This window comes from Oceanobacter antarcticus, assembly GCF_044962685.1.
Lineage (GTDB): Bacteria > Pseudomonadota > Gammaproteobacteria > Pseudomonadales > Oceanobacteraceae > Oceanobacter > Oceanobacter antarcticus.
Genome location: NZ_JBBKTX010000001.1, coordinates 88,803 through 110,968, shown reverse-complemented (window position 1 = coordinate 110,968; position 22,166 = coordinate 88,803). Strand labels below are relative to the sequence as shown.

Below are 22,166 nucleotides of genomic sequence, written 5' to 3'. Positions count from 1 at the left end.
ATCTGCTCCGTCAGCCGTGTTATCAAGGGTGCTGGAAATCGATCAGCTCAAACGTCAGAGTGCCGCCCTTGAACATGGCCAGATCCAGCGGTTCTTCTCGCACCAGCCGTACCAGTCCCACCCCGGGTGCGTACCATTCCGACTGCACAATCTCGACCTCTTGATAACCCAGCCTGGGATCGGCGTACAATCCGATCACGGCGCGGCCTTCCACCCTCACACAATCGTGAAATTCGCCCGCCGGAGTGGATAACTCCAGCCCGGTTGCAGCCAGCTCGTAGGTCATATCAAATTCATTGCTGCCCCGATTCCAGGCAACATGGCTCTGGGTGCTGTGAATGACATACGGTCGGGTTGACTGATTCCAGGTAATGCCCTGCTCCAGTTCATCCGCTGGCGGTAGCACCAGTACGGGTTCGGTATCCAGCCGGGGGGCTTTTTCAATCAGAGTACGCTTGCCAACCCGATAGGTGCCGCTGATATTCCGCAGCAGATAATAATCGGTGCCATCACTGGTGTGGCGCACCGTCATTTGCGCAGCGCCGATCAGGCTGACCAGTTCGGCCGGAGTATCAATACGCCGGGTGGCCACGTCAAAGCGACGCACCTCACGGGCATCGGTGCGGTCTTCCGTCACCTGATACTGCCAGCGTAAACCCGGCTCCAGGGGGAAATAATCATCTGCGGCCGGAGCCTGACCACAGCCCGACAGCAGCGCCGCAGCAAGCACCGGCAGCAGGCCAGGAAAATACCGATACCGATACATCGACTGATTGTTCATAGTCTGCTCCTACTTTTCCGGTAACGACGGATCCGGCACCGGAACAAATTCAAGCTCCAGCGGGCGGTCTCCCAACTGGTTGCGGAAGCGTTTGACCTCGGGCAAATCATCGCCTCCCGCCTTCAGTCCCAATTGCAGGTTACCCGCCTTGGCACGGCGCATGGCACTTTCGACCCTGGCGTGCAACTCCTGGTTATACGGCAAGCGATAGGCACGCGGCTCCGCAGCCAGTTGGTCGTCGTATAAATCCGTCAACCAGAGAAAAATCGCCCCTGGCGCACCGCTGCTGTCATCCGGTTCTTCAATCACGGCAAAATGCAGCAGGAACTTGTCCGGCAGCTCGACACTGGCAGGCCACCCCTGGGTATCTTTCCAGCCCAGGTAACTGCCCCAGTACAGTCCACTGGCCAGTACCACCAGCACCAGTTTGGCAACAACCGGCCAGCGACTGCTGATCAGTGCCAGCACCAGCAAGGCCACCAGGGCGGTGTAGGCCAGTAGCAGTAGCAACATGGTTTCAGTCATTTATCCTCTCCCCGAACCAGACTTTTTTGCAGCTGGTTAATATTGGTGACCTTGCCTTCCGGCGTGATGGTAAAGCGGAAGGCCGTGACCTCGTCCCCTTCCTTGCCCAGCACATTAGTGTTGTAAAACAGCACTTTCATGCGCGGATTCACTTCTGCCAGATAGACAGTGACGGGCACCTCCTCTGTCTCAGGCTGAGGCATTGAGGTATCGGCTTGCTGCGTTTTGAAGTAGTGCAGATTGACAATGTATTCCCCTGGGGGTCGGCCGCGAATGGTCAGCACCTCCTGGTTCAACGGGTTATTGATTTCCACACCGTTGACGGTTTGAACGTCGTTGATCATGCCGCGATCATCGCGGTCCAGGTGCATCAAACCAGCCTGCGGCTGCTTGTAACTGACTTGCTTGCCATCCGGACCGGAGAGCCAGATATCAATGTCGTTGGGATTGCCATCCGGCCAGCTGACTGTAATCAGAAACTCGGCCTTGGGATCCACAATGCCGGTTTTGGCGGGCGGGTTCAGCAACACCAGCGCAATCAGAAACAGAAAGGTGAACGTTAACAGAGCGTTAAACAGCAAATCGGTGAAGGGGTCGATTTCAGTGTGTGGATTACGGCGAAACAGCGCCATCAGCTCGACCCGGAACGGGTGTTAAGCATCTGGCCCAATGCCACGGTGTCGGCCACCAAACGGTCAGCACACCGATCCAGCAGCAGATATTGCATACCCAGCAGCACGCTGCAAACCAGTCCGACCAGCGTGGTATTCATCGCCACCCCCATGCCCGACGTCATTTGCTGCATCAGCTCCTTGATATCAGAGGTATCCAGATTCTCCAGCCCCGAGACAGAACCCAGCATCAGAATAAAGCCGACCACGGTGCCCAACAGCCCGAGTTTTACCAGTACCCCGGTAACAAACCAGCCAATCTGGTGACTACCACGCAGACGTTCCGCCAGGATTTCTGCCGCCAGCGCGTTTTCTTGTTGATCCGGGCCGAGTCCCTGTAAATATTGACTGCCCAGCGAGCATTCCGGCGTCAGGGAAGCCAACTGCGGTGCTTTATGAGCAGGCGTCAGGTGATCAAACGCCAGACATTCGCGTGCCAGTACCCAGCTGCGTACGCCACAATGGCCACAGCCAACCACAAACACCAGCAGGGTGACTGCGGTAATCCGGGTTACATCCTGTGCCAGCATGGTATTCAGCACCCCCAGATCCAGTAACAGCAGGGCCGCAAACAGCATCAGCCCGAGTAACAGCAGCCAGTGCAAAAAGACCTGATAAGGATTCTGAGAAGGGCTGGGGTAATGCATACCGCCACCTGTGGTGATGTAGTGATGTAGTGATGTTATTTATCGTTATGGGGTTTTATGTTAGATCGGAGGGCCGTCGGCGGCCAGCGCTACTATAGGACCAGACGGCCCGAATGGGAGTGGCCGAAAGTCGTACTATTGCGGCAGCAGTAGCGCCAGAATCCGGCGTTTTTCTTCATGACTCAGTGGCAGTTCAGCATCATGATAATCAGCAAAACGGCGTATTGAATAATTGAACTTGCGAGCAAATTTTCGACTTCTGGGGCAAAAATAGCGAGTAACACCGGTGTCTATCCAGGTGACTTTACCTTGCGGATGCGCAAAGACATTTTTCAAATGACAATCCGAAAACACCACACCGGCATCTCGCATAATACGCAGATCATCCAGAATCGAATCCAGCCAGCTAATCCGCTGCGCACTGTCCAGACCACCAGACTTGAACAGCTCAAAGACTTCCAGCGCCCCCGCAGCGGCGAGGTCATCCATGATGTAGTAGCCAAGATAACGATAGCGACGGCCCGGTAACAGCCCGACACCCATTTCATGAATAGCAGCCACATGAATACCCAACCGGGTAAGCAAACGGTTGCCCTTCACTTCCTTGAACAGGCGACTGTGCGCCCAGAAGGTTTTGACGTACTCGTGCCAGCTGCGTGCCTTGATCAACTGGAGAACAGACAAACCATTAGCCGTGACGGCAACCGTAGACGGCGTATGATCGATAATCAGTCGATCAGCCGTTCGTACACCGTTATGAGGCAGCTGACGCGATAACTGGAAACAGACAAACGCCTGGGATACCTCCAGCCAAGGCAGTTTTACGTGGGTAATCATCATAAGTGCAATTCCATGGGCCGGTTCAGACAACCGGTAACGTGTTAACGTTATTGAACCAGCCCTAGGGGTCGCCGTATTAGCCCTGCCACTAACAACAGTTTGTTAACAATTGATGACAAGCACCCAAGTCGTTTTATAAACCGACATTTAGGAAATAAAAATCAAAAATACACATAATTTGTGAGCCATTAGCATCAGTTATGCTATTCACGTCACACTTTGATAGCTTGAGTCGGGATATTTGGAAGTGTTAGTCATTCCGAATCGCTGTTTTCCAGATACGGAACAATTGCTATTTGTATTTCTTTTGCCTGAACAGCTCCTTCTGCTCAGGCATTACAAAGCTGAGCTGGGTTTTAACGGGGCTTAGGGGGCGTTCTCAATTAGTTAATGCGTCCTGTTATGGAGAAAAAATCCATCAGGCAAGGCGTTGAACGCAGAGAATGGTGGGCCCTTTTCAAGTTCAACAACACCGCATGATGGATGTTTAACCATAACCCTTCGGGCTGAGGCCAGTTGACTCCAGAACGGTGTTATTCGTCGCTTATTGAGCTCGCCCTGTTTATTAAACACAGGAGGCACTCCTCATGGCTTGTTCTGAAGCCAACGGGCTCTCAGCAGATCCGATTGACCAATTGAGAACGCCCCCTAGTCATACCTCCACCGCCACTGCCACGGATTTGAATGCAGGCGTATGGCTTCTGGGGTCACGCTCAATGCCGGTTAACACATTGGCTTCCGGGTAATAGGCCATCACTGCACCCCGAGTCAGTCCATAGGGGTACACCTCTACCCCTTCCATACAGCCATTACGGGAACGCAAGGTCACGGCCTGTTGTGGCTTGATACCCAGCTCCAGCATATCCTGCGGCGACATCAGTACCGACCAGCGCTTGGGGGTGCCACGATAGCTGTCTGCTTCTTCATAAATGATGGAATTAAATTGCCCTTCGCTACGCACGCTCATCAGTGCAAACGGAAACGCCGCCGACATTTTCAGACCGGGAAGCCTGTGGGTCTGAAAATGCGCCTTGCCAGACGGTGTGGTAAAACTCGGGGTCTTGATCAGCCGGTTGGGAATATGGAACTCCCGTTGGCTGTCACTGATATCCGCCAGCCCTGCCATACCGGGAACCACCCGTGAAATGCATTCGCGCACCCCTTGATGGGATTCAATCGCCGTCAGATCCAGCCCAGGTTGAGACACACCCCGCTTGAGTAACTCCAGCAGAATAGCGCTCTCCGCTTTGACATTGTCCAGCCGGGTAATTCCGCCATCACTGAGGCGGACGTAGTTGAACATCGACTCTTGCGTGGTTGGCTCAAATTCTTCATCCCGGGCGGCAACCGGTAAAATAAAGGCTTCACTGTGCTCCATACCGGAGACATGGCCACGGTTCAGAGTTGTGGTGAGGAACACCTTGGTCTTGACCCGGTCAAGCGCCTCCCTGGCCCAGCGAGTATCCGGTGTGGCATCGAGCAGATTACCGCCCAGCAAGACAGCCAGATCGACGGCTCCGGCATGAGCCTGTTCCAGGCTGGCGAGCGTATCCAGCCCCGTGGTGGTTGGCAGACGGACACCCAACTCCTGTTCAAGCGCCTGAAACACCTGCTCCGGTAACACAGGTTTAACGCCGATGGTGCCAATCCCCTGCACATTACTATGACCCCGCAAGGGCAACAGCCCAGCCCCCGGCTTGCCGACCATTCCCCGACAGAGCGCCAGGTTAGCAATGGCCTCAACGGTATCGGCACCATGGGTGTGATGTGTGACTCCCATCCCCCAGGCAAAAATCGCCTTGGTGGAACGCCCGTACAATGCCGCCACTCGCTCGATATCAACGCGGGCAACACCGGTCCTGTCTTCAATGTCCGGCCACGCCAGCCCGGCCACCTGCGTCAGGAATTCATCACTCCCTTCGGTATGGGCCTGCATAAATGCGTCATCCATCCACCCTTGTTCCAGCAGCGATTTGGCCAGCCCATACAGTAACCAGATATCCGCCCCCACCCTGGGCTGCAGATACTCCGAGGCAATGTCACTCCCCCCCTTGAGCATCGAGCGGGGACTCTTGGGAACCGCAAATTTCACCAGCCCCGACTCTTTCGCCGGATTGATCACCACCACATGGCCGCCACGTTCACGCAGTGCCATCAGCTTGTGCATCAGACGAGGATGATTGGAAGCCGGGTTGGCGCCTATCAGTACCACCAGATCGCATTCCGCCAGATCGGCCAGTTCCACCGTCGCGGTATACGACCCGACGGTGGATTGCAGCCCCACGCCCGTCGCCTGATGGCAGTAATAGGAACAGTTGGTGACATTATTGGTACCGGATAACCGCGCCAGCAGCTGCAAGACAAAACCGGCTTCGTTGGACGAGCGTCCGGAAGAATAAAAAAAGCTCCGCTCCGCCGGAGTCACCTGCATACGTTCGGCGATACGCTCAAACGCTGACTCCCAGCTCAGTACCTGATAATGATCACTGTCTGCGGGCTTGAACAACGGGGTGTTCAGACGACCGAGGTGTTCCAGCTCGTAGCGACTGAGTTGCTGAAAATCGTCCAGCGAGTGTTTGAAGACGGCGGTAGGAATCGGCGCCTGAATGTCCGTCGACTGCGCCTGGATACTTTTGTTGCAGACCGACGGAAACTCATCCAATTCGTTGGTCATTCCCCCATGCTGCCCCCCCATACCCAAACCACAGGCCTTGCAGGTATTGTGGCTTTTCAGCGCCTTGGCAGAATTGATCAGACCAATACGCCCAACGGTCTGCAGGGTATACAGCACCTTTTTCGGACCACCACCGACGATCGTCGGGGCACCCGCTGCACGGGCCGTAGCAAGGACAGAATCAGATTTACTCATAACAGCTCCGGTCAACCGCCCATACCTGATCAGGTGACAGTGACAGAGGCGGTATCAATATGACATCAGGGAGCCAGTAAAGCGCCTCCGGTGTCAAAATCCAAGATCCAAAGCCGACCGTAAAAGTCTTTTACGATCGGCCAGACATCAGATCAGCGGGCGCTCTCCATGATAGAACAAAGCCTGTTGTCGGTGAAAATTTCATCAGCCAAGGCGTTGAACGCAGGGAACGTCTAGGCCAGCCACGACAATATATGATGGCTCTTCGCTACCCCGACCATATAAACGTACATTAACAGAGTCACCACAGCGGCGGGGATACTGCGCTGTCGCACCGCGATGACACCTGCGCCAATCAATACCACCAGCGCCACCACCTTGGCTGTCAGCCAACCATCAACCAGTGGATACTGGCCAATCAGCACACACAGCCAGACGGCAAATACCAGCAGGATCGTATCGATCACGTGCGGCAGAATCTTGACCAGTTTGCTGGAGGCCATCCCGGCTCCGGCATACACCAGTCCGAAACGAATCAGAAACAACAGCGCTGACAAATAAGCCAGGCCAGCGTGAGCGTGTTTTACAGCAGAGTAGTCCATAAGATCCTCAGAAAAGTACGAATTTAAACTTGCAGCCAAAATGTGACCGGGCCGTCATTCGTTAATGCCACTTGCATATCAGCACCAAAGCGGCCGCTGGCAGTATGAACACACTGCCCCGCTGCTGCGACAAAATAATCGTACAAGGATTCAGCCAAGACTGGCGCTGCCGCCGTCGAGAAGCCCGGCCGCAAGCCACGGCCGGTATCTGCTGCCAAGGTAAACTGCGAGACCACCAACAGCTGTCCTCCGGCGGAGAGCAAACTTCGATTCATACGGCCTTCGTCATCCGCAAAGACCCGGTAATTGACCACCTTGTGTAATAACTTGTCGGCCTCTGTCGACGTATCGTCCGGTTGCACCCCCAACAGCAGCAACAAACCACCACCAATCTCGCCAATCACCTTGCCATCCACCGCCACACTGGCGTCAGAAACCCGCTGAATCAACCCAATCATCTGTCTTCCTGTTTAAACTGGTTCACAATTCTAACGCCTGCAGCATAACGATGAATTCAACCCCTGCACATCGTTCGCCTTTGCTGCAGAAACTCGGGTAAGCTGTCGCCATCAAAACCCCATGACAGAGGACAGACTTTATGATGTGCCTGATATCCTCCCGACGGTCTTCAATCGCACGGCTGTTATGCATACTCTGTCTGACCGCCGCCAGTTATGCCCAGGCGAGTACCCAGGTGTACGTAACCCGAGATGCCGCCGGCAACCTGACGTTCAGCGATCGCGCCAGTGCCGACTCGGAAGCCCACGATGTGAATGAACTGCCAACCGTGCCTGCCTTTGTGCCACTCTCAGCAGACCGGGCGCCACCCACTGCAGCACCCGTTCAACCAGAACGTTATTACACCAGCCTGCAAATACTCAGCCCTTCCAATCAGGAAAACATCCCCACCGGCCTGGCCGCCAGCCTGAACATCCTGATTGACGTCATACCGGCGTTGCGGGCAGAAGACACCTTTGTAGTACTGGTCGATGGCAGCCCGATCGCTTCCGGGCACGACAACAGCATCCCCATCAACCAACTGATACGAGGCCAACATTTGCTCGAAGCTGTGATCAAAGACGCCAATAACAAGGAAATACTGCGCAGCCCGGCGGTCACCGTGTATATCCAGCGCCACTCAATTCAAAACCAGCAATTGCAGCGCTGACGCAGCAGTAAAAGGGGTTTGCAGAAAATCAGGTCAACGCCCAAGTCGTCCGACAGGCTTACCGGGTGATCAAAAATGATCAGAAAGTTCGCAGGATGCCAATAGCCACCCCCTTTTCTTTTATATCACCACGGCAACTGGTGGCCATTCTACAAAGGGAGAGAGATCTTGTTGAGTTAATGGCATGGTTGGTCAAACCGGTATTACTCGACCACCGAAGGCAGCAGTTCCAGCAGCCGTGTCAGCTCTTTCATATCACCATGGCCACTGCCGATGGCACGATTGATTTTGTCCAGTACGACACCAAGACCATCGTCAATCCGGATACCTTCGTTAAAGACCTTCGAGGTATCGGCTACGCCCTGCTCCATAATGTTCTGGATTGCCCTCTCCTGTTGTTCGTCCATCCCCAGAAATTGCAAACTGCTTTCCACACCTTCGGCCATCCCTTCAACCACATTGGCAATATCGCGCATAACGAGCTGATAGGAATCATCGACCGAGGCCATCAGACCGCGCATGCTGCTGACCAGGCGCCTGACCAGTTGACCTTCGATCTCCAGGGAGTAAAGGTTATCCAATGCCATGGTTCGGGCATGAGCCCCTTGTAATAGCGAGAACACGTTATCCTTGATGGCACCATATTTATTGCGGTCATCCACCGGCATGTTTTTCACCAGGATGGATACCGAGCCGTAATTCATAATGGAGCGCTTGCCAAAATCAACATAGCGGCCCTGATCCCGACACTCCATCAGTAGCGCCGCTTCCAGCTCCTTGGCCATGCCGTTGGCTTCCATGTTCTTGACCACAAAACGGGAGCGTATTTGCAAACTGCAATTGATGCCGTAGCTTTTTAACGCCTGAAACAGCCGCATACCCAGTTCATCCAGGTTGTTACAGGTATTCACGTCGAGTAAAAACTGGATATTAACGCCCAGATCAGACGTATCGGACATGGCAATAAATGCCATTTCATTGGCGTGTTTCAGTTGCACCTTGAGCTGATCGTTTGCAACCTTGTTAAACAGTACCCGATCGAGCCTTGGCTTCATCTCATCCAGGTCGCTGCGAACCAGGTAGTCATCACAACCGGCTTCGTAAGCACTCATCCGATGTTTGAGGGTTTCACTGTTGGCCAGCATCACCAGCGGTACTTCTGCAGTGGCCGGATCATCCTTGAGCTGACGACAGGCGGCAATGCCAGTTTTAGGGCCAATACTGACCAGATCGACCAGAATCAGCTTGGCATCGTATTGCCACACCCCTTCCTGAATGGCGTCCAGCTGCCCAACCTGATGCAGTGTGTAACCGTCGTCCAGCACCGCTTCTATCTCGGGAAGTGGCCCGATCGCCAGAATGACGGCGTGATATGTCGTTTCCATGTGTTACCAACCATTGCATCCAGTAAACCTTTTAAGGTTTAGACGACAGCCGTGCAATTCGCCAGTGACAGCGAGTATTATCAAGCGACCATCTGCTTTTGCATCACCACACATACCATCACCACTCATACCATCATCACACGTACCATCGCCACACATAAAAGAACAACGGCATCAAGACCGATGACATCAAGACCAATGGTCAACTAAACGAAAGGGGATAACTATTTAATCCTGCACGGCTCTGCGCGAGTGTTGCCGTTGTGCAGGGCAAGGTGGCGAATGCAGCGAAATGACCCGTCCTTTTCACATTCGTCAACACCGCACTGGACGGCGGCAACCCGCGCCCTGCGGAGGCTGCCGGATTAAAGAGATGTCCCCTAAAGCAACAGCAGTTCCTTCGCCTTGTGAATTGCCTGGGTACGGTTTTTTACCCCCAGTTTGATATTGATCTTGCGGGCATGAGTCTTGACCGTATGCAGGGAAATAAACAATTGCGAGGCTATTTCCTGATTCGATAACCCCTCGGCAATCTTGCGCAGCACATCGTGCTCCCGCTCACTAAGCTGAACCCTGGCCGTGGTGGTAAACGTGGATTCTGCTTCTCGTGCCGGAGCATACAGCTCCGGTAACCAGGCTTTGAAACTCATGCTAATGCCTTCCTGGCGCAACTGATGCCCGACCTGATTAAAAATATGCTGACTTTCAGCAATCTGATTACAACCACGCAAGGCCGCAGCACGAATCAACTGGATCAGCATCATGATCATCGGGCTGGAATTACAGCGTAACCACTCATCCACTTCCGCCAGGCAATCATGAAAGCGACCGCACACCAGATACAACCGCGCCTGGGTCGCAGCGGCAAAGTCTGGTAACAACGGGAATACTTCCGGACGCGGCAGGTGCGCTACCGGCTGCCCCTGCAACAATTCAACCAGACAACCCTGGGCGCGATGGTGTTTGCCCTGGGAAATCCAGACATTGGCTTTTACCAGAATCAGCCAGAGGTAACTGGCCGATTCGACGCCCCAACTGTGCATCAAGCGCTCAACCTCATCCAGCAGATCCAGTGCCTGGCGGCAGTGCCCATCTGCGGCAGCAATCATGGCCTGCAGGCCGTAGCCGTAGCAGATCATCACATCCGCCCCTTCACGGCAGTAACGGCTGCCCTGTTCCAGTAAATCTGGCAGCGTATCCGGATGACGATGAGTGACCCACAACAAAAAGGCGCGATACACCATCAGTCGACCCATTGGCACGACCGCAATACGTCCGGGTTTGTCCCGTAACAGCTGAATACCGGCATCAATCAGATCCAGACTGAATTCCAGATGACCCCGGTGCAGTTCGATACGCCCCTGGTCAAACATCGCCAGCGCCTCCAGCGCCCAACCACCATGTTGCCGTGCCAGTTGCATGGCACGTCGATTCCAGGCGCGGGCGTTGTCGAGATCGGTTTCGCCAAGGCTCAGATAGGTCAACGTGCTGCACATCAGAAAGCGAATGCTGTAACGATCGCCCGACAAACCATCAAGCGCTTTTTTACACAGACTTATGGCGCTTTTTTGCTGCCCCTTGAGCCGCGCCAGATACCCTTGCAATGCCGCCAGCTCGGCGTCATCCAGTAACTGTCGATGCATCAGCTGCCGCAACATCGACTCGGCCCGACGCTGCCGATGGCTGACCAGCCAGGCCCAACAGGCCAGTTGCATCAGGCGTGGCGATTGATTCAGCACCTGATCACCAGCCAGCTCACACCAGTCGATCAGACCAGCGATGTCCAGGCTCGCCAGCAAAGCCTCCGCCTGCGACTCCATCCAGGGGGCAAGCTCGGCTGCCATGGCCGTTTTTTGTGCATGCTCCAACGCCCGCACAGGCTGTTGATGCTCGCCGTACCAATAAAAAGCCAGACGGTGCCATTGCTCCCGCTGCACCTCCGTAACGGTCGCAAATATCAGCCGTCGAAACGGAGCCGCTACCTTGACCCAACCGGCCTGATCCAACGGCTGTAAAAATCCGTTGCGTAATAATTCATCGATGCCAGCGCTGGAATCCCACTGATTCAACCGCCTTAACAGATCCTCACAGCCATACTCCAGCACCGCGAGTTGTTGCAACAGTAATCGATTCTCAGCCGACTGGTCAGCAACCACATCACTGAACCAATAATCCTGCAACTCAAACATCCCCAACCCGGGGGCCATCACTTCCAGAGTTGCATAGGCCCGGACACAGGCCAGCCAGATCCCCAGCGCTGCCGGCCAGCCACCCAAACGGCGATCCAGCAGCAACTGTTCATCCTGATCAAGCGACAGGCCATGCTCCGCCAGCCAGCGTTGCTGCTGCGGCAGGCTAAAGGTAAGCTGACGCACAGCAACCGCCAGTAACGACGGATGCCGGAACACCACACTGGCACCACTGGGTGCCCGACGGGTCGCCAAAGCGAGAGAACAAGTCTCTGGCACCCGACTGATCAGCAGCTGAACCAGACGCCAGCCAGTCTCATCAAGATTCTGCAGATTATCGACACACACACACAGCGGCCGGTCGATCAGCGCCAACCAGTTGATCAGGATCGACTCCAGCTGTCCGGCAGCAAACGCAGGCGTTTCAGCCAAAGGCCAACAATGTCGGGCCAACTCAATCGCCGCTGCAGACCCATCGCCAGCCAATAAAGCCTGCAGCAACAAGGCCGCATCATCCGTCACTTCACAATTGAACCAGATGACATTCAGCCCTTGCCCCTGCCAGTGGTGATACCACTCCAGCAGATATTGGGTTTTACCAAATCCGGCGGGAGCATGAATCCACACCAACCCCGGAGTCGTGGCATCCAGAGGATAATCGAGGCGTTTTATACAGGGTGACAAGGGGGCAGGAGGACACCGCCGCGCCAGTAACAGCGGCGCCGCAAGGACATCCGCTAACGCAGCAAGCGATGTGTTATGGGAATAGTGTTCAGAGGTCGTCATGGCAGACTGCGGTAACGATTTGAGACATTATGGCGAGTTTCATCAGCCCACAGCAACCATCGACACCGAACCCACGGTCGATATAGAAGACAGAGCAAATGCCCATAAGGCAACAAGATAACAATCGGGCGATATGGCGGAAAACAGCCAAGAGAAACAGGTGCGAAGCCAGCCGGCTTCGCACCGGAGCATCAAGCCTCTGGTGCTGCCTTCGGCGCCGCTTCATCAAGCAGGGTTTTTAGCTCACCCTTTTCAAACATCTCGGTGATGATATCGCAACCGCCCACCAACTCACCCTTGACCCACAACTGGGGAAACGTAGGCCAATTGGCATACTTGGGCAAATTGGCCCGAATTTCTTGATTGGACAGAATATCGACGTAAGCGAACTTCTGGCCACATTCCATCACCGCCTGAACAGTGCGGGCCGAGAAGCCACACATAGGCTGGTTAGGCGAGCCCTTCATGTACAACAGAATATCGTTGCTTTCGATCTGGTCTTTGATGACTTCCATAATTTCCATGGTGACAACTCTCTCGTCAGGTGAATCAACAGCGTTCAGATTACCACAATCCTGGCTAATCCTGACAGCCACGCTTGGGTTTTAGCGTCCAGCCACTGGTACAGTGGCGGTACCGTAACCGCCACCGCCTGGCGTATGAATTGCCAGCGTATCGTTTACATCCAGTTCCAGCCGGGCACAAGCGGCGACAGGCAACACCGATTTCGGTTCTCCTGCGGCGGTACGTCCGCGCATCACCATATTCACTCCACAGCTACCGGCACCACCGCCCTGAATCCCAAAGGGGGCAACCTGGCGGCGGCCGCTGATGATATTAGCGGTCATTGGTTCGAGAAAACGGATATGCCGCTCAACGCCCATGCCGCCCGGATATTGGCCAGCGCCACCCGAGCTACGGCGTAAATGAAAGTGATCCAGCACCACCGGGTAACGTTGCTCCAGTACTTCCGGGTCGGTCAGCCGTGAGTTGGTCATATGGCTGTGCACCCCACTGGCACCGGCCCCAAAAGCGCTGCCACCAGCCCCACCGCACAGAGTTTCGTAATATTGATAGCGTTGGTTACCAAAGGTCAGGTTGTTATTGGTGCCCTGACAGGCAGCCATCAGTTGCAACGCCCCCATCAAGGTATCGACCAGGTACTGGGCGGTTTCGACGTTGCCGGAGACCACCGCTGCCGGATAACAGGGGGCAATAATCGATGCGTCCGGTACTCGGATGGTTAACGCCCGGAACAGGCCAGCGTTCAGCGGAATCGGCCGAGCCACCAGCACCCGGAACACATACAGCACGGCGGCACGAACCACCGATGTGGGCGCATTAAAATTGCCAGGATGCATTGCCTGATCCGGCCGATAGCCGGTGCCGGTAAAATCAATCAATGCACTGCGCGTCTGTTGGTCTACCTCGATCCGTACAGCAAACCGGGTGCCATCATCCATCAATTGGTCAAACTGACCGGACGGCAACTGTGCCAGACAGGTTCGCAGAGTGTCTTCGGCATTGTCGAGCACATAGCCCATGTACTGGTGCACCAACCTGCGGCCATAACGTTGGCAAAGGCGTGCCAGTTCTCGGGCACCGGTTTCGCAAGCGGCCAGCTGAGCTTTCAGATCGGCGATATTCTGCTGCGGATTACGTGCCGGGTAACGGGTATTCGTCAACACATTCAGGATTGAGTCCGTCAGTAACACCCCCTGCCGCATCAGCAACAGGTTGTCGATCAGTACGCCTTCTTCATCAATGTGTTGGCTGTTGGCGGGCATCGAACCGGGTGTTATGCCGCCTATATCAGCGTGATGGCCACGGGCCGCCACAAAAAAATCGGCCGTCCCTGTGGTGTTCCCGGCAATAAAGACCGGTTTGACAACGGTGATGTCCGGTAAGTGAGTGCCCCCTTCATAGGGTGAGTTCAGCACAAAGGCATCGCCTGCTTCTATCTCTGGGTGGCGACGGACAACGGCCAGCACACTGTCGCTCATGGAACCGAGATGCACCGGTATATGCGGTGCATTGGCAATCAGTTCGGCGTTACGATCAAAAATAGCGCAAGAAAAATCCAGTCGTTCCTTGATATTGACACTGCTGGCGGTTTTTTCCAGCACCAGTCCCATCTGTTCGGCAGCAGCCATAAACAGATTATTGAATACCTCCAGTTGCACCGGATCAGCACCCGATGGTTCTGGATCAGGCAGTTCCGTATCAGATGGTTGCTCGGTCTGCTGCTTTGACTGGCTTTCCAGCATCTTCTCCTGCACGTCTTCCCGCACCTTTTCCAACACCAGCGCACCGCTGGCGATAACCTGGCATGTCCAGCCTGGCTCGACGACCAAGGTACTATTGCTGTCGGTGAATAACAGCGGCCCGGCTGCGCAAAAGCCGCTAGGCAGGCTTTCTCGGCTATACACTTTCACCGACTGGCGACCGGCAGGAAAGACCATCTCGACGGATGCCAATGGCTCGGGAGTGTCACCCGCCCTCGGTATTAGCCGAGGTAATGGCTCACCCGGTTGAATACGTTCCAGTTGAATAGCATCGCAGATCAGTGGCTGATCCGCTGACACAAACCCGAACAGTCGCTGGTGACGGATGGCAAACTCGGCTGCCATTGTTTCCGGCGCTGCCAATGCCACCAGCAAAGGCGTATCGGCACCCTGATAACGCACATACGCACGCCAGTGATCAGCCACCTCGGCGGTTGCCGGTAATGACTGCTGCGCCTGTTGCTGCAACTGCTGACACACTCGCTGCTGCTGATTGGCCATCTGTTCGAGCACGGTCTCTACCGGTTGCTCACCCAGCCAGCGCTGATCGGCAACGCCGATGCCGAAGGCCGACAATACGCCCGCCATGGGGTGTAGATAAACCTGCTCAATGCCCAAAGCCTCCGCCACCTGACAGGCATGCTGGGCACCGGCACCACCAAAGGCGACCAGGGCGTAATCCCGTACATCATAGCCGCGTTGTACCGAGATTTTTTTGGCAGCACGGGCCATGTTATCGACGGCAATAGCCAGAAAACCCTGCGCCAGTGATTCAGCGGTCTGCGCTTGCCCGGTCTGGTGACTCACCTCAAGTGCCAGCTGTTGAAACTGTTGCCGAACAATATCCACATTCAGAGGTAAATCCTGACCCGGCCCGAACAGACTGGGAAAATACTGCGGCTGGATTCTGCCCAGCAATACATTGCAGTCAGTGACGGTTAATGGCCCCCCGTTGCGATAACAGGCAGGGCCAGGAAAAGCCCCGGCGGATTGTGGCCCAACCTGCAAACGTCCATCGGCAAACGTGACGATCGAACCGCCCCCGGCCGCCACGGTATGAATATTCATCATTGGCACTCGCAAGCCAACACCGGCAATACGGGTGCTGGTTTCACGCTCCAGCTCACCGGCAAAGTGACTGACATCTGTAGAGGTGCCTCCCATATCAAAACCGAGCAGACGCTCGAAACCATCGGCCGTGGCCGTGCGTACCATCCCCACCACCCCACCGGCCGGACCAGACAATACAGCATCCTTGCCAGACAGCATGGCTGCCGGGGCCAAGCCACCGTTTGACTGCATCAGCGCCAGCGTGGCATCGACACAAATGCCCTGCAACTGCTGCTCGACATTCGCCAAGTAATGCTGCAACACCGGCGTCAGATAGGCATCCGCCAACGTGGTTTCGCCACGGGCGACCAGTTTGATCAGCGGGCTGACCTGATGGGAAAGAGAGATTTGTTCAAAGCCCACGACACGTGCCAGCTCTGCCAGTGCCAGCTCATGCTGCGGGTATTTATAGGCGTGCATCAGCACCACGGCAACAGCGCGCAAGCCACCATCCCAGGCTTCTTGCAGCTGCACACGGGCAGCTTCCAGATCCAGCGGCCAGTCGACCTGGCCGCTGGCCAATATCCGCTCCGGCACTTCATACACCGCCTGATACAACCGTTCAGGCTGTTCGATAGCGACGGCAAACAGGTCAGGGCGTGTTTGATAACCAATCTGGAGCTGGTCTCTCAAACCACGACTGATCAGCAGTGCAACTGGCGCGCCCTTACGTTCCAGCAACGCATTGGTGGCCACCGTAGTACCCATTTTTACTTGCTGGATCAGACCTCCCTGCTCGGGATATCGGCGCAACAGCTGGCGAATACCCTCTATCGCGGCATCGTTATAATGGTCGGGGTTTGCGGACAGCAGTTTGTGCGTCACCAATACACCATCAGGGCGCAACGCCACCAGATCAGTAAAGGTACCTCCCCGATCAATCCAGAACTGCCAGCGGCTGGCGGGAGTATTCAGATGGGGAGATAAAGAGGCGGCTGGTTGGGTCATGACGGCATCGCTGGTCGGTCGGGCCTGTCAGTCTAACAGAGCAAGGGAATCCCTGAATAACCCGGCGAACTAAGCAATATGACTCAGGATCCAACCATGAAATAACAGCAGCAACCGCTATCAGCGCATATGGGCCAGATACGCCGCGACGTCTTTTAACTGTTGTTCGGTCAGATTTTGCACCACACCTATCATTGGCGATTTCGCCCTGTCCGGATTTTTATCTCGAAATTTCAGCAACGTTGCTTCCAGATATTCATAAGGCTGACCGGCAATACGAGGATATTCGCGGGAGCCATGGGCACTGGCGCCATGACAGGCGAAACACATAGAGTCAAACAGGGCCTTACCCTCGGCCGAAGGGACAACGGGTTGTTGTCTCGGCTTAACTGCCCGACCGGCAAAATACAACGCAACGGCCACCCGATCCGAATCCGTTAGCTGGGTGGCCAGTTTGCTCATCACATAGTTTTTGCGCTCGCCGCTGGCAAAATGTTCAAACTGGGTAAACAGGTAAGTCGGATTCTGGCTGGCCAGATTGGGAATGTAATCCCGTGTACTGTTGCCATCCTTGCCATGGCAGGAAAAACACAACGTACCGCGATACTCCCCCTGCTGAATGGCGGCTCGCAGCGCAGCCGGATCTTGCTGGATACGTTCCATATCTGCCAACAATTCGTCAACGGACTCCGCCCGTGCCAGAAAGGACAACACGCTTAACAGCAGCACATACAATAAAGGTTGAATGATATTTTTCATTTCCAGGATATTCCAGTGACGATCCAACAAAATACCGGCCTCGCTCCCCGGCTCCAACCCCTGTCTGTGTTGTTTCGCCAGTTTGTAGGACTGCCACTGATCTGAGTCAACAGCCCAAACAGAGTACAATCGTTCAGTAATGAATAAGAAAGACCTTGTCACGACTTGTCCTTTCCGCTCACGACGGACATCGGTGTTCGCGCCGGACGCATTCGGTTAAACTCCTGCCCTACTTTCCCAATCACGTATCCGATTTCAAAGCCAACATGATGCAAGAGACTTACGCTCCCCACGCCATTGAGCCTGCTGTTCAGCAACAGTGGCAGGAAAACCAGGTATTCCGTGCTGTGGCCGACGCCAGCAAGGAAAAATTCTACTGCCTGTCGATGTTCCCCTACCCCAGTGGCCGCCTGCACATGGGCCATGTGCGTAACTACACCATCGGTGACGTAATCTCTCGCTACCAGCGCATGCTGGGCAAGAATGTGCTGCAACCGATGGGCTGGGACGCATTTGGTCTGCCTGCTGAAAACGCCGCCATCAAGCACCAGGTTGCGCCAGCCAAGTGGACACGGGAAAACATTGCCTACATGAAAAACCAGCTCAAATCACTGGGCTTTGGCTACGACTGGGAACGCGAAATTGCCACCTGCGACCCGGACTATTACCGCTGGGAACAATGGTTCTTCACCCAGTTGATCGACAAGGATCTGGCTTACAAAAAAGTATCTGCCGTTAACTGGTGCCCCCACGACCAGACGGTACTGGCCAACGAACAGGTAATCGAAGGCTGTTGCTGGCGCTGTGACACACCGGTTGAACGCAAGGAAATCCCGCAGTGGTTTATCCGTATCACAGCCTACGCGGAAGAGCTGTTAAACGACCTCGACCAACTGGAAGGCTGGCCGGATCAGGTCAAGGCCATGCAGCGTAACTGGATTGGCAAATCCCGTGGTGTACAACTGCAATTTGGTATAAAAGGCCGGGACGAAGCGCTGGAAGTTTACACTACTCGTCCGGATACCCTGATGGGCGTCAGCTACGTGGCAGTCGCGGCTGGCCACCCATTAGCCAAAGAAGCCGCCGCGAACAATACCGAGCTGGCTGCCTTTATTGACGAGTGCAGCAAGTCCGGCACCGCCGAAGCCGATGTCGCAACCAAGGAAAAGAAAGGCCTGAAGACCGGTTTTACTGCCATTCATCCCCTGTCTGGCAAAGAAGTGGATATCTGGGTGGCCAACTTTGTATTGATGGAATTTGGTACCGGTGCAGTGATGGCCGTTCCCGCCCACGACCAGCGTGACTGGGAATTTGCCAATCAATACGGTATCGAGATTACTCAGGTGATTGCTGCAGCAACCGAGAGTGACGCAATCGACCTGAGCAAGGCGGCCTATACGGAAAAAGGCACCCTGATCAATTCCGCCGAATTCGATGGTCTGGCTTTCGAACAAGCCTTCGATGCCATCGCCGCCAAACTGGCCGAACTGGGCAAGGGTGAAGTCAAAATCAATTATCGACTGCGCGACTGGGGCGTCAGCCGTCAGCGCTATTGGGGATCACCGATTCCCATTATCCGGACAGAAAGTGGTGAATCTATTCCAGCAACAGTAGACATGCTGCCGGTGATTCTGCCAACGGACGTGGTGATGGACGGCATCAATTCTCCCATCAAGAACAACCCGGCATTCGAAAACATCGAATTCAACGGTGCTCCGGCTTTCCGCGAAACCGACACCTTCGATACCTTTATGGAGTCATCCTGGTACTACGCCCGCTACTGCTCGCCCAAGGCCGACCAGATGTTGGATCCAGCCGAAGCCAACTACTGGCTGCCGGTCGACCAGTACGTCGGTGGCATCGAACACGCCATCCTGCACCTGCTCTATGCCCGTTTTTTCCACAAACTGCTGCGAGATGCTGGTCTGGTGGACAGTGACGAGCCGTTCAAAAGCCTGCTGTGTCAGGGCATGGTACTGGCCGACGCCTACTATTACACCAACGTCAATGGCGGCAAGGAATGGGTCAATCCGGCAGAAGTCACCGTTGAACGTGATGACAAAGGCCGGATGGTGTCTGCCAAACGCACTGCGGACGGCCTCGAGCTGCACCACTCGGGCATGAGCAAGATGTCCAAATCCAAGAACAACGGTGTTGACCCGCAAGAAGCCATCAAGCACTACGGTGCCGATACCGTGCGTTTGTACACCATGTTCGCAGCGCCGCCAGAGCAAACACTGGAATGGTCTGACTCCGGCGTACAAGGATCGCAGAAATTCCTCCAGCGGGTATGGCGTCTGGCTTACGAACTGAAGCAACTCGATCAGGTTGAACTGAGCGCCGTTGCACTGAGTAAATCCGATAAAGACGCGCGCCGTAAACTGCACGAGACCATTGCCAAGGTATCTGACGACATTGGTCGCCGTTACAACTTCAATACCGGTATTGCTGCCATTATGGAGTTGATGAAAACCCTCACCAAGCTCGACCTCGCGCTGGAATCCAGCCGTGCCGTTGCGGCCGAAGCCATGGACGCCGTGATTCGCATGCTCAGCCCGATGGCGCCGCATATCACTCAGGCGCTCTGGGTCGCATTCGGCAACGAAGGCCTGGTGATCGATGCCAGCTGGCCAGCAGTGGATGAGTCCGCATTGGTAGCTGATACCATTCAGGTCGTGGTACAGGTGAATGGCAAGCTGCGTGCCAAACTCGACGTTGCGGCCAGTGTCAGCAAGGAAGAACTGCAAGCACAAGCCATGGCCGACGAGGCAGTGCAAAAGCAGCTTGATGGCAAAACGGTGCGAAAAGTGATCGTAGTGCCTGGCAAACTGGTCAACATCGTCGCGAACTGAACAGGCTGACCATTTTGAGCTATCTTCGCGTTCCACATAGCCTGCTGATGCTACTGACCTTACTGGTCAGTAGCTGCGGCTGGCAGCTGCGTGGAGACTATCAGCCTCCTGCCGATACCACGGTACTGATGCTGCAAAGCCAGGCAAGCAGCAACATTAACCAGCGTATAGAGCAGGCACTGCAGCGTCATGGCTGGCTACTGGTAAATAACCGCGAGGACGCCCAGGCAGTCCTTGAAATCCAGTCGTTTGTTATCAATCGCCGGACTCTGACGATTAACAGCGCCGGACAAATTGCTGAGTATCAACTGGAGGCCGAGCTGCAGGGTCGTCTGGTCACCGCCGCTGCCGCTGCCTACTCCATCGAGCTGTCCACCCAGTCCTGGTTCGACAATGACGTCACCCGAGTCACGGCGACGGCTCTGGAAGAAGACGCCGTGCGTGAGCGCCTCACAGCACGCATGATTGAATTACTGATTTTCCGCTTGCAACACATCCGGAGCGAGAATTGAAACTTCGTACCGACCAGTTGCAGGGCCATTTGGGCAAATCACTGCTGCCGGTCTATCTGGTCTCTGGTGATGAACCCTTATTGGTCATGGAAGCCTGCGACCAACTGCGGGCAGCCGCCCGTGCACAAGGGTTTGAGGAGCGCCAGCTCTTTCATGCCGAAGCTGGCTTCGACTGGAACCAGCTTCGAGATGAAGCCGATGCCATGTCGCTGTTTGCCAGTCGTCGGTTACTGGAAGTACGCATCCCCAACGGCAAGCCCAGCGATAAAGGCGATACGCTCAAGGCCTTGTTGCAGCGGCCGAACCCCGACAATCTGTTACTGGTTATTTGCCCGCGACTGGACAGCAAGTCACAAAATACCGCCTGGCACAAAGCCATCGACAAGCACGGCGGCCTGGTACAAATCTGGCCGATTGAACGCAACCAGTATGCCGGTTGGCTGCGCCACCGCTTGCAGCAGGCGGGTTTACAAGCAGATCCGGCTGCCATCTCTCTGCTGGCCCATCAAACCGAAGGCAACCTGCTGGCAGCGGTTCAGGAAATTGAAAAACTGCGCATGAGTGGCGCAGTACGTATCACAGAAGAGTTATTGCAGGAAGCACTGGGCGACAGTGCCCGTTTTGACGCTTTTGGCTTCGCCGATGCCTGCCTCGACGGCAAGGTACAGGAGGCCAGCCGGATTCTGTCGCACTTGCGTGCCGAAGGGGTCGAAGTATTGTCTATTCTTGGCGCATTGACCCATAAAATTCGCCAGCTAATGGTTCTGTCTGGCAAATCCGGGCAATCATTGAGCGAAGCCTTCAAACAAGCACGGGTCTGGCCGCGACAACAGGGCAGTTATAAAACAGCACTGACGCGACTGACGCGACAAGAACTCCAGCAAGCACTTGTTTTGGCAGAAAAAGTCGACACAGCCGCCAAGGGTCAGGGTGGCGATTGCTGGTTACTCATCAGCGAACTGACACTTTTGGTCACATCAACCCACTTGTTCCACAACCAGCGTTTGGGACAGAGTTAACATTTGGCAGTCCGACTAACGCACAGTTTTCGTGTATATAAGATGAGATACTGCTGCCTGTTGGTTATTAACACAAATGGTCAGTAAGCGACACAATGAGTAAATGAGCACCCAGTGTGGCGTTACCGCTGACAAATTTTGTCAGCGGTAACAAAGAGTAACACTTAGCCTCTGCTGTACTGCAAAAATAGCTAGCAACACCCGATCTATACGTTAAA

The 22,166-nt window shown here is 55.0% G+C and carries 17 protein-coding genes; 4 read left to right on the top strand and 13 right to left on the bottom strand.

All coding sequences use genetic code 11. The features are described from left to right. Positions 1–22: 22 nt before the first annotated feature. The 8 genes from WG929_RS00520 to dtd all read right to left on the bottom strand — a co-directional run bounded on the left by WG929_RS00520 (position 23) and on the right by dtd (position 7,393). Complete coding sequence (locus WG929_RS00520; RefSeq protein ID WP_416204434.1) at positions 23–781, bottom strand: hypothetical protein; 759 nt, start codon at positions 779–781, stop codon at positions 23–25. A 9-nt stretch (positions 782–790) separates the two neighbouring features. Then, positions 791–1,306 (bottom strand): hypothetical protein, encoded by a 516-nt coding sequence (locus tag WG929_RS00515; protein ID WP_369857088.1) that lies wholly within the window; start codon positions 1,304–1,306, stop codon positions 791–793. Continuing rightward, entirely contained in the window at positions 1,303–1,938 is a 636-nt protein-coding gene (locus WG929_RS00510) for a DUF2135 domain-containing protein (protein ID WP_369857087.1), read from the bottom strand. Before WG929_RS00510 ends, WG929_RS00515 begins: the two co-directional genes overlap by 4 nt. Next, positions 1,938–2,624 carry a MotA/TolQ/ExbB proton channel family protein gene (locus WG929_RS00505; protein WP_416204433.1) on the bottom strand — a complete coding sequence of 229 codons (687 nt, stop codon included), beginning with the start codon at positions 2,622–2,624 and terminating at the stop codon, positions 1,938–1,940. The genes WG929_RS00510 and WG929_RS00505 overlap by 1 nt, the downstream gene beginning before the upstream one ends. A 135-nt stretch (positions 2,625–2,759) precedes the next feature. Next, positions 2,760–3,464, bottom strand: a complete 705-nt coding sequence (locus tag WG929_RS00500) for a hypothetical protein (protein ID WP_416204432.1) — start codon at positions 3,462–3,464, stop codon at positions 2,760–2,762. A 652-nt stretch (positions 3,465–4,116) separates the two neighbouring features. Next, positions 4,117–6,333, bottom strand: a complete 2,217-nt coding sequence (locus WG929_RS00495; RefSeq protein ID WP_416204431.1) for an FdhF/YdeP family oxidoreductase — start codon at positions 6,331–6,333, stop codon at positions 4,117–4,119. Between the two features lie 233 nt (positions 6,334–6,566). Beyond that, positions 6,567–6,935 (bottom strand): SirB2 family protein, encoded by a 369-nt coding sequence (locus WG929_RS00490; RefSeq protein ID WP_369857083.1) that lies wholly within the window; start codon positions 6,933–6,935, stop codon positions 6,567–6,569. 23 nt (positions 6,936–6,958) lie between these two features. Then, positions 6,959–7,393 (bottom strand): D-aminoacyl-tRNA deacylase, encoded by a 435-nt coding sequence (gene dtd, locus WG929_RS00485; protein WP_416204430.1) that lies wholly within the window; start codon positions 7,391–7,393, stop codon positions 6,959–6,961. Positions 7,394–7,533: 140 nt separating this feature from the next. Here dtd and WG929_RS00480 point away from each other — a divergent pair, with 140 nt between their 5' ends. After that, positions 7,534–8,103 carry a hypothetical protein gene (locus WG929_RS00480; RefSeq protein WP_369857081.1) on the top strand — a complete coding sequence of 190 codons (570 nt, stop codon included), beginning with the start codon at positions 7,534–7,536 and terminating at the stop codon, positions 8,101–8,103. 203 nt (positions 8,104–8,306) lie between these two features. On the opposite strand, the gene WG929_RS00475 is transcribed toward WG929_RS00480, so the two are convergent. From WG929_RS00475 to WG929_RS00455, 5 genes are all read right to left on the bottom strand, one after another. Continuing rightward, positions 8,307–9,488, bottom strand: a complete 1,182-nt coding sequence (locus tag WG929_RS00475) for a response regulator (RefSeq protein ID WP_416204429.1) — start codon at positions 9,486–9,488, stop codon at positions 8,307–8,309. 380 nt (positions 9,489–9,868) lie between these two features. Further along, positions 9,869–12,463, bottom strand: a complete 2,595-nt coding sequence (locus tag WG929_RS00470) for a LuxR C-terminal-related transcriptional regulator (protein WP_416204428.1) — start codon at positions 12,461–12,463, stop codon at positions 9,869–9,871. Positions 12,464–12,654: 191 nt separating this feature from the next. Further along, a complete protein-coding gene (grxD, locus tag WG929_RS00465; protein WP_369857078.1) occupies positions 12,655–12,987 on the bottom strand; it encodes a Grx4 family monothiol glutaredoxin in 333 nt (110 codons plus the stop codon). Between the two features lie 81 nt (positions 12,988–13,068). After that, complete coding sequence (locus WG929_RS00460) at positions 13,069–16,806, bottom strand: hydantoinase B/oxoprolinase family protein (RefSeq protein ID WP_416204427.1); 3,738 nt, start codon at positions 16,804–16,806, stop codon at positions 13,069–13,071. A 120-nt stretch (positions 16,807–16,926) separates the two neighbouring features. Then, complete coding sequence (locus WG929_RS00455) at positions 16,927–17,565, bottom strand: c-type cytochrome (RefSeq protein ID WP_416204426.1); 639 nt, start codon at positions 17,563–17,565, stop codon at positions 16,927–16,929. A gap of 269 nt (positions 17,566–17,834) precedes the next feature. Here WG929_RS00455 and leuS point away from each other — a divergent pair, with 269 nt between their 5' ends. Genes leuS through holA form a run of 3 tightly spaced genes read left to right on the top strand, consistent with a single transcriptional unit; the run spans position 17,835 to position 21,948 of the window. Next, positions 17,835–20,417, top strand: a complete 2,583-nt coding sequence (gene leuS / locus WG929_RS00450) for a leucine--tRNA ligase (RefSeq protein ID WP_416204606.1) — start codon at positions 17,835–17,837, stop codon at positions 20,415–20,417. 14 nt (positions 20,418–20,431) lie between these two features. After that, the gene (locus tag WG929_RS00445) at positions 20,432–20,929 is read left to right on the top strand and encodes an LPS-assembly lipoprotein LptE (RefSeq protein WP_369857075.1); all 498 of its coding nucleotides are present in this window, start codon (positions 20,432–20,434) and stop codon (positions 20,927–20,929) included. Beyond that, positions 20,926–21,948 (top strand): DNA polymerase III subunit delta, encoded by a 1,023-nt coding sequence (holA, locus tag WG929_RS00440; protein WP_416204425.1) that lies wholly within the window; start codon positions 20,926–20,928, stop codon positions 21,946–21,948. Before WG929_RS00445 ends, holA begins: the two co-directional genes overlap by 4 nt. The last annotated feature ends 218 nt before the right edge of the window (positions 21,949–22,166 follow it).

Bases quoted from the DNA above. Each gene is read 5' to 3' on its own strand.
- WG929_RS00520 (WP_416204434.1), bottom strand. From the start codon at position 781: ATGAACAATCAGTCGATGTATCGGTATCGGTATTTTCCTGGCCTGCTG.
- WG929_RS00515 (WP_369857088.1), bottom strand. From the start codon at position 1,306: ATGACTGAAACCATGTTGCTACTGCTACTGGCCTACACCGCCCTGGTG.
- WG929_RS00510 (WP_369857087.1), bottom strand. From the start codon at position 1,938: ATGGCGCTGTTTCGCCGTAATCCACACACTGAAATCGACCCCTTCACC.
- WG929_RS00505 (WP_416204433.1), bottom strand. From the start codon at position 2,624: ATGCATTACCCCAGCCCTTCTCAGAATCCTTATCAGGTCTTTTTGCAC.
- WG929_RS00500 (WP_416204432.1), bottom strand. From the start codon at position 3,464: ATGATGATTACCCACGTAAAACTGCCTTGGCTGGAGGTATCCCAGGCG.
- WG929_RS00495 (WP_416204431.1), bottom strand. From the start codon at position 6,333: ATGAGTAAATCTGATTCTGTCCTTGCTACGGCCCGTGCAGCGGGTGCC.
- WG929_RS00490 (WP_369857083.1), bottom strand. From the start codon at position 6,935: ATGGACTACTCTGCTGTAAAACACGCTCACGCTGGCCTGGCTTATTTG.
- dtd (WP_416204430.1), bottom strand. From the start codon at position 7,393: ATGATTGGGTTGATTCAGCGGGTTTCTGACGCCAGTGTGGCGGTGGAT.
- WG929_RS00480 (WP_369857081.1), top strand. From the start codon at position 7,534: ATGATGTGCCTGATATCCTCCCGACGGTCTTCAATCGCACGGCTGTTA.
- WG929_RS00475 (WP_416204429.1), bottom strand. From the start codon at position 9,488: ATGGAAACGACATATCACGCCGTCATTCTGGCGATCGGGCCACTTCCC.
- WG929_RS00470 (WP_416204428.1), bottom strand. From the start codon at position 12,463: ATGACGACCTCTGAACACTATTCCCATAACACATCGCTTGCTGCGTTA.
- grxD (WP_369857078.1), bottom strand. From the start codon at position 12,987: ATGGAAATTATGGAAGTCATCAAAGACCAGATCGAAAGCAACGATATT.
- WG929_RS00460 (WP_416204427.1), bottom strand. From the start codon at position 16,806: ATGACCCAACCAGCCGCCTCTTTATCTCCCCATCTGAATACTCCCGCC.
- WG929_RS00455 (WP_416204426.1), bottom strand. From the start codon at position 17,565: ATGAAAAATATCATTCAACCTTTATTGTATGTGCTGCTGTTAAGCGTG.
- leuS (WP_416204606.1), top strand. From the start codon at position 17,835: ATGCAAGAGACTTACGCTCCCCACGCCATTGAGCCTGCTGTTCAGCAA.